Annotated in this window: 10 protein-coding genes; all 10 read left to right on the top strand. The window is 55.7% G+C overall.

The window, feature by feature from the left end:
* Window positions 1-93 precede the first annotated feature (93 nt).
* Entirely contained in the window at window positions 94-342 is a 249-nt protein-coding gene (locus VMU57_RS09225) for a hypothetical protein (protein ID WP_325382677.1), read from the top strand.
* Complete coding sequence (locus VMU57_RS09230; protein WP_325382679.1) at window positions 296-1168, top strand: hypothetical protein; 873 nt, start codon at window positions 296-298, stop codon at window positions 1166-1168. The genes VMU57_RS09225 and VMU57_RS09230 overlap by 47 nt, the downstream gene beginning before the upstream one ends.
* A gap of 18 nt (window positions 1169-1186) precedes the next feature.
* Window positions 1187-2041, top strand: coding sequence for a type IV secretion system protein (locus VMU57_RS09235; protein ID WP_325382681.1), 855 nt, complete (start codon window positions 1187-1189; stop codon window positions 2039-2041).
* Between the two features lie 18 nt (window positions 2042-2059).
* On the top strand, window positions 2060-2743 hold the full coding sequence (locus VMU57_RS09240; protein ID WP_325382683.1) for a VirB8/TrbF family protein: 684 nt from the start codon (window positions 2060-2062) through the stop codon (window positions 2741-2743).
* Window positions 2744-3217: 474 nt separating this feature from the next.
* The gene (locus VMU57_RS09245; RefSeq protein ID WP_325382685.1) at window positions 3218-3601 is read left to right on the top strand and encodes a single-stranded DNA-binding protein; all 384 of its coding nucleotides are present in this window, start codon (window positions 3218-3220) and stop codon (window positions 3599-3601) included.
* Between the two features lie 67 nt (window positions 3602-3668).
* Window positions 3669-4655, top strand: coding sequence for a CpaF family protein (locus VMU57_RS09250; protein WP_325382687.1), 987 nt, complete (start codon window positions 3669-3671; stop codon window positions 4653-4655).
* Window positions 4648-5661 carry a DNA-primase RepB domain-containing protein gene (locus tag VMU57_RS09255; protein WP_325382689.1) on the top strand — a complete coding sequence of 338 codons (1014 nt, stop codon included), beginning with the start codon at window positions 4648-4650 and terminating at the stop codon, window positions 5659-5661. Before VMU57_RS09250 ends, VMU57_RS09255 begins: the two co-directional genes overlap by 8 nt.
* The gene (locus VMU57_RS09260; protein ID WP_325382691.1) at window positions 5606-5932 is read left to right on the top strand and encodes a hypothetical protein; all 327 of its coding nucleotides are present in this window, start codon (window positions 5606-5608) and stop codon (window positions 5930-5932) included. The genes VMU57_RS09255 and VMU57_RS09260 overlap by 56 nt, the downstream gene beginning before the upstream one ends.
* A 197-nt stretch (window positions 5933-6129) precedes the next feature.
* Window positions 6130-6510: a ribbon-helix-helix protein, CopG family gene (locus VMU57_RS09265; RefSeq protein WP_325382693.1), complete on the top strand. Its 381-nt coding sequence runs from the start codon at window positions 6130-6132 to the stop codon at window positions 6508-6510.
* On the top strand, window positions 6507-8085 hold a 1579-nt coding region (locus VMU57_RS09270), incomplete at its 3' end, for a type IV secretion system DNA-binding domain-containing protein (RefSeq protein WP_325382695.1). The genes VMU57_RS09265 and VMU57_RS09270, both read left to right, overlap by 4 nt.

Here is an 8085-nt window from a genome sequence, read left to right on the forward strand (position 1 = left end):
GAGGGTCATCGGGTCAAGGTCTATTTCACCCAGGACATGCTTCTCCCGGCGTACGAGAACCATACAATCCCCAATTCGTTCTAAGGAGCGTCTATGCGACGTACAACGGGACTCATCGCTCTCACCGCAACTCTCACATTCATGCTCGCTGGATGCGAAAGCCACCAGGCAAAGGTTGATGCACTTCAGAAGGAATACGACCAGCTCAACCAGCAATTTGCCAAAGACTGTTCGGCAGAGTATCTGAAGGTCCCGCCAACACTCAGCCAAAAGTGTACCGACGAGAGCAAGAAGCTTGGCGAAGCTGGAAAGCGGCTTCAAGAGGAACGCGCAAAGCAGTAATCATCGGGAGGATCCATCAATGCTAAAGCAGTTCATTCTCTCTGCGCTCATTGCGAGCGCAGCGCCGATATCTTATGCCCAATTTGGTTCGGGCATCGTGTTCGATCCAACCCAGTCGGCTCACGCCGCCCAACAGATTCTCCAGGCAAACCAGCTCTATACCACTACCGTCGAGACAGAACGGAACGTCATCGGAGCCTACAATCTCGCACAGAAAATGGCCAATCTTCCGCAGGCGCTCTACACCTCCTACAGCAATTTGGGACGTCAACAGTGGACCACCCTAACTCAGCCGGCGAATACCTATGGAAACTCAATTCCGTGGATGAACGCTGCCTCGGCCGGTTACGGTGCTTCTGCAGCCAACCAAACGGCCAGCATCCCGCGTACAGGTCAGATCTCCGGCTACGGCTCCTTGAGCCCTGAAGGTCAACAAGCCATCGCCGCACGCGGCGCGACGGTTGATCTCTCTGATGCGGTCAACGCAAGTAGCTTGCAGACCGCAGGCACTATAAGAGCCAACTCCACACAGCGGGAGGCTGATATCAGTCAGCTCGAAGCGGCCACTCATTCATCCGATCCATCGCAGCATACCGAGATGGCGACCCTGCAACGGATCAACCAGGCACTATTGATCGAATTGCGCGCTCAGCAGGACACCAATCAGATGCTCCAGGCCCAGCAATTGCAGCAGATGATCGGTCAAAAGGTGCAACAGGACAATCTCAAATCGTTGTTCCAAACCGGCAATGGCTATCAACAAACTTTCAATTCGGTGACGCCACAACAGACGACAGCGGGCACCCAATGGGCGTTCCACTACTGAGAAATTCCGGAGGCAAGCATGGACTTCTTAATTCTCATCAAGAACGGATGCGACAATCTCACGGCGACGGCAGCGCCATCTGTCGATTCGCTCGGCTTGCATATGGTGCTATCGCTTGCCACAATCATGATGGCCTGGTTCGGCGTACAGGAAGCGCTTGCCTCCGCGCAAGGTGGTCCGGGTTTCAATATGGCAAAGTTTCTGAATTTCTTCTTGCTCCTCACCTTCGCATACTGTTTCGTGAAGTTCTATGACGGCTCAATTCCAGGAATCGGGTACTCGCTGAAGAGTTTCATCAGCGGGGGAACCAGTAGCCTGGTCGACTACATCGGCAACGACTCGACCCAAGAGGTACAAACGACGATCCACAACGCGCTGGCAAAGGTGGGAACGATGTCACCGTCTTTGACCGAGCCCTACACGCTTCTCTGCACGTACACGGTGCAAATCATTCTGAGTATTTTGACCGCTTTAATTGCAGTAATCATTGCTTATGGGGCCATCGGAGCAACCATTATTGGTTTACTCGGCCCCGTATTCATTCCATGGATGGTATTCGACAAAACAGACTTTCTGTTTTGGGGATGGCTTAAGGCTTTTTTGGGCTTTGAGTTCTATAAGGTTGTGGCCGCAGCAACCTTGAGCGTAATGAGCCATCTACTGATTAGCTATCTCACCAGCGGTGCGATGAACGTCGATGATCCTAAGAATCTCATTTACCTGATGCCTGCGCTCCTGATGTTGTGCATTGTTACAGGGTTCATCTTGCTCAAGATTCCAGCAATGACGGCATCGCTATTCTCAGGGCATACGGGCGGCCACGGCAGCGGAATGGGCGGACTGATTACCGCTGCGGTTCTTAAGGGATTTTAGAGAAACTGGAGGACTTGTATGACGACTGCGACGAAGCCAACACCCGAGATCACACGCGCGGCAGAGCGGTATCTCGAACAATATGGAGACCCGCTCGTGGTGAATACCTATCTCAAGGTCATCATCCTCGTACTCGCGGTTGTCTGCCTCGCCCTGGCTGCGCTCGTTTTTAGAGGGCAGAAGGCGCTTGCCAACATGCATCCGTTGATCGTTCGAATTAACGACGTCGGACGGGCCGAAGCCATTGATTATCGCAACTTCCAATATCGCCCTCAAGAGGCGGAGAACAAATATTACTTGACCCGCTGGGCAGAGCTCTATTTCAGCCGCAATCGCTTCACGATTGAGCGGGACCAGACAAACTCACTCTACTTTCTCAACGGAGATGTCCAACGGGCTGTGATTGACCAGGAACGGAAGGACAATATCATCCCGACATACATCAAAGACAGCACCCTCCCGTATGTCGATGTCGAGGTGAAGGAAGTAGTCCTCGACGACCTGCGTCAATCGCCCTACTCCGCCCGGATCGAGTTCGAAAAAGTGTTCACGAATCCGTCGGATCACACGGAACTCAAGCGCGAACGGTGGACAGCCAGCGTGACCTACGTTTTCCGCGAGAACGTAAAGAACAATGAGCTGGCTGTGAATCCGCTCGGATTGACCATCGTTCGGTTCCGGGCAGACCAGGCATTCAGCTAAGGGAACAGTCGGCCTTCCCAAAGGAGATTTGATGTCCAGACTCGCTGCCAATTCGGCTGCTTCACCCTCTCTGTCTCTAAGAACGCTTGCAACGGCGAGTCCCGGAGACATGCTGCGAGAATCCGGTGAGAATTGCGAGAATTACCTCTCGTTCTTGGGCGGACAAAGCCGCTCGAATGCATCTGCGATTGCTTCGGACTTCTGCAGCCAAGCCACCGACGAGAACTTTGGTCCCGTGTGCGTCTGCCGTTATGTACCCCGACTTTTGCTTGGTCACTGCTTCGAGGCCATTCCGGCGCCCGGCGGCACTGCGCCGCTCTGCTTCGGCTACGCCGCCCTTCGGGTCATGGTTCCTCCCTAAAGGGCACCCTCCAAGAAAGCGCGGCTTGGCGCTTGGGAGCCGGGCCCACTCGCTTGGCTTCGCCCGGTGTGACCCAAGCAAGATCGGGAAATTCAACAAACGGAGACACCCTCATGTATCAGAACAAAGTAACCCTCATCGGCTTCCTCGGCAGCGACGCAGAAGTTCGCTCCAACGACAACCGCAGCTTTACCACGCTCTCGCTGGCAACTAAGTCGTCCTACAAGAAAGAGGGCAAATACATCTCGCACACCGAATGGCACCGTTGCGTCGTCTTCGGAAAGCTTTCCGAGTTCGCCGGCACCCTCAAGAAAGGGGCGCATATCCAGGTCGAGGGCGGACTGCGCAGCCGCGAGTACGACAGCAAGAAGACGGACTCAAAGCAGCGCATTTGGGAGATCAAGGTCGACTCGATCCTGAAGCTTGACCGGGCCGAGAAGTCCGCGCCGGAAGATGGCGAGCAGGACGATGCTTCTAACGAGGAAGTGGCCGCTTAAGGCCCTTTCTCTTCACTCTCGGAGGCCTGGCTACCTGCTGGGCTTCCATCTCTGTGAGGCTCCCGCAATGAGTTTCGAATTGATCCTCCCATTTCTCCGGCCAATAGAAGGGCTGCTACTGGATGACAGCATTAGCGAGATTATGGGTAATCCTGATTCATCCTGGTGGTGCGAGCGCGACGGCAAGATGCACCACGAAGATGCCGTTACGTTCGATGCCGCGAAGCTTTTGACCGGCCTTGAGGTCATTGCCAATCAGCTCGGGAAGAAGCTTGATGAGGACAATCCCTCATTGCACGCGCAGCTTCCAGATGGAAGCAGGCTTGCGGCGTGGATTCCACCTATTGTGCGGCCATCTCCAGCACTGGCGATCCGCAAGTTCACCAGCCGCCGATTCACTATCGATGACCTGATTCAGCGCGGCACAATATCGGGTGCACTCGCTGAGTTCTTGGGAGAGCAGATTGTTAATGGCAAGACGCTGCTAATCAGCGGAGGAACGGGGACCGGGAAGACAACTCTTCTCCGGATACTGGCGGATTTTATTCCAGACTGTGAGCGAATTGTCGTCATCGAGGACACGCCTGAACTCCATATTCGGAAACCCAACATAGTTGCGGCCGGATCTCAGACGAATACCTTCAAGTCCTACGTCTCCTTCGACGACCTGTTGAAGGACGCACTCAGGTTCCGTCCCGACCGAATCATTCTCGGCGAAGTCCGGGGAGTTGAGGCACGGACTCTGCTCGATTCGTTCAATACAGGTCATTCCGGATCGCTGGCTACAATTCACGCGAACTCTGCCGAGAAAGCCCTTTGTCGCTTTGCAAATCTCGTCATGCGCGGTCACGCGCAGACGACCTTCTCCGATACCGAAGCAGAAATCGCAGAGGCCGTGGACTTCGTGGTCCATGTGGAACGCCAGCCTGGAAGGCGAACCGTTCGGGAAGTGTTGCGACTTAATGGCTACGACCGGCGCACCGAGCAGTTTAGATTTGAACCCGTTTACGGCGGTGAAACAGCTTCCATTTCTGCGGGGTTTACCCATGCGTAAGCGCCAGCAGATTGCCGAACGATTTCTGTCGGAATGGTTTGAGCCACAAGACACGTTTGCGCTACTCGTCCGTCATCCTGAAACATCGCGAACTCTGCAGCGAATCGTTCGCCTCCCAGACCTAATGAAGTCGAACTATCTGGGTTGGCTTGCATTTGAGAATACCCGCGGCGCCAACATCTATTTCTCGATCAATCCGCTCTCATTTGGTGCGAAGAAGCGGACAAAGAGCGCAGTCGCTGCTGTAAAGGGGTTGTATCTTGATTTGGATTCGGACGGCGACCTCAAACTAGCAAATCTCCGCGAGTCTAATAACGTGCCGCCACCCAGTGTTGTAATCCGCACTTCAAGGGATAAATATCAAGTCATTTGGCGCGTCCAAGGGTTCACGATTCCAGAGCAGGAAGCGATGTTGAAAGGACTCGCTCAGAAGTTCGGCGGCGACCGTGCCTGCACGGACTGTGCGAGGGTGTTCCGTCTACCTGGCTTCTTCAATCGAAAATACGTCCCCGCTTTTCCGGTCGTTTCAGAGATGCACGCTATTCAATGCGTCTATTCGCCAAGCGATTTCAGATTGGAATTGCCAACGCATACAGCGGTTCAACCCACCACAGTTAGTCAGCCGAGGCCGCTTAGATCGCAGACCCGATCGGAGAGCGATTGGAGATGGGTAATGGCTCAGCTTGACGCCGGCATTCCCACTCAGGAAGTCGTTCAGACGCTTGCAAATATCCGCTCCGACAAGCCGAGCCCTCTCTATTACGCGCATCGGACCGTGGACATCGCGAGCGCGGTTCGATGGGTCCGTAGGGGCGTCGATGTTGAGTCCGTTATCGAAACCCTGAAACAGCACGACTCTGCTCTCTCAATTGAACGTGTCGCCGAGATCGCCACGACCGCTTACAGGTTTGTTCAGAGAACCCGAATTCAACGCGCCAAGGAGAATCAACATGCCACTGCTCGAAATCACTCAAACCCGTCAAATCAGCGCCTCGGTCCGGCTTGATGAGGCTACTGCAACCCAGGTGGATCAATATGCCGCTTTCATTAAGGCGTCTGCCGACGATGTGGTGGATAAAGCACTCAACTATGTCTTCTCAAAGGATCGCGACTTTCAGGACTTTTTGAAGAGTCCTGAGGCGAAGCAGATCAGTTCGACGTTGCGGGTCCGGAAAGCCCCGAGCACTGAAGTAGCCGAACAGCCCGCGAAGAAGCCCAACGGGAACGCCGATGCCGGGGTGGAGTCCACGGTAACTGTGCGGGCATTGAAGGCATGATTCTCCATGTAAATCTGTGGCGGGATGGAAACGGTGCTACGCACCGGAAGCATGTTGACACTCCACCCCTCCGAGGGTCGTGCAGCTGTGCCACACGGATTCGTGAAGCAGCGCCAACGAACCTAAACACTTACCGGCACGGCGGATTCACCTGAAGACAGATGTATTCACGCGAATACGTGATTTGGAGAGCAAAAATGTCATTACTCAGCGATGACGATATTGCCGAAGCTGCACAACGGCGCGAGGTGTTCCGAGAGCGCAGCGTTTCTACTCGCTTGACCCGCCGAGAAACTCGGAACCTAGATGCGCTTGCAAAGAGTCGCGGTGTGCAACGGGGTGAACTGATACGCCAGCTTATCCGCGATGAACTCGCACGGGATGCTGGCACCTCTGCGGCCAGCACGGAGTTGACTGAGATCATGGGCATTCGTCTGATGCTGACCAACCTGTTTCGCCCTCTCGCCACCGGCCAAAAGCTCACGCCTGAAGCCTTCGACAGCATGGTCGCCGAGGTCAAGAGACGCAAACGCAGCGTCGCCGAAGACGCGCTGCAAGACCTGGAGCGTGCAGGATGAATACGCCAAAATGGGGCCGCAAAGAGACCATCATCTTCCCGCCGCATTCGCCGATCTACACCTACGGCGCAGTCTTCTTCGCGCTGATGCTGACGGGCATGTTCGTCTACCTCCGCTTCAGCAGAGGGCAGACTCCCTTACAGCAGTTCTATACGCCGATCTATGCGAGAAGCGCGGCGGGCGCAGCATTTAACAAGAGAGACAAGTACCAACTACTTTATGTCGGCGACGGAGCGAGAGCTGCGCGGCTGGCGACCGAAGCGGACGTGCAGGCGGGAACGACTACCGCGCCCAACGGCAAGACCATACCACTCGCCTTATCCAGTCAGGCAGCCGTTCAAGGACTTCGCATACTGTATCGCGGCCCCGCACAGACTTACGTCGATGCACCCCTCAACGCCTATCTCCGCAGTGCGGTTTTCGGCGACGAACAGCTCCGTGACATTTACCAACTTCCGCTCCTCTTCGGCTTCCTGTCGCTCCTCGCTCAGCTCCCATTCTCCATCGGCAAGGACATTCGCCGTCGCAAGGAACTGAAGTACGGGCGTCGCCTCAAAGGACCTGTCCTGCTCACGCCCAAGCAGTTCAACAGGACCGTAAGCGGCGATGGCATCGGCTTCGTCACCACCGAGGCCAAAGAGATGATGCGGATACCGCTGCAGGCCGAATCACAACACATCGAACTCATGGGCGACACCGGGGCAGGCAAGACAACACTCATCATGCAAGTCCTCCGTCAGATTCAGAGCCGGGGCCATGCGGCCATCGTCTACGACCCGGCCTGCGAGTTCATCCAGAGGTTCTACGACGAGAAGCGCGAGGACATCGTGCTGAACCCGTTGGACGAGCGGTGCCCCTATTGGGGACCGTCCGAAGAACTTCGCCGGAAGGCGGAAGCGAAGGCCATCGCGGCTTCGCTTTACCAGCCGACCAGTGACAAAAAGGGCGAGTTCTTTACCGAAACTCCGCAGAAGATATTTGCCCATCTCTTGACCTACGGGCCGAATCCGCAGCAGCTCGTGGAATGGCTGTCGAAGCCCGCGGAGATCGACCAGCGGGTACAGGGCACCGAGATGGAGGCCATGATCGCCAAGGGAGCGCAACAGCAGCGCAACGGCGTTCTGGCCTCGCTCGGACTGGTTGCCGACAGCCTGCGTATACTCCCAACGAAGGAGCAGGCAAAGAACAAGACATGGAGCGCGACCGAGTGGTCCGTCACCCGGAAGGGATGGATCTTCATTACGTCCAGCCCGACCGAGCGCGAGGCGTTGAGGCCGCTGCATAGTCTTTGGATCGACCTGCTCGTCATGCGGCTGCTGACCGCGCCGCAGGACAAACAGACTCCGGTATGGTTCGTTTTGGACGAGCTTGCCAGCCTGCAACGGCTGCCTCAACTGCATACCGCGATCACCGAAAACCGGAAATCCAAGAACCCGCTTGTCCTCGGATTCCAGGGCAAAGCCCAGTTGGAGGTCATCTACGGACACCTCGCCGAGGTCATGCTCTCGCAGCCGGCCACCAAGATATTTCTCAAGACCACCGAGCCGAAGGCAGCCGAATGGGTGTCGAACGCTA

Source organism: Edaphobacter sp. (assembly GCF_035532915.1).
Classification (GTDB): domain Bacteria; phylum Acidobacteriota; class Terriglobia; order Terriglobales; family Acidobacteriaceae; genus Edaphobacter.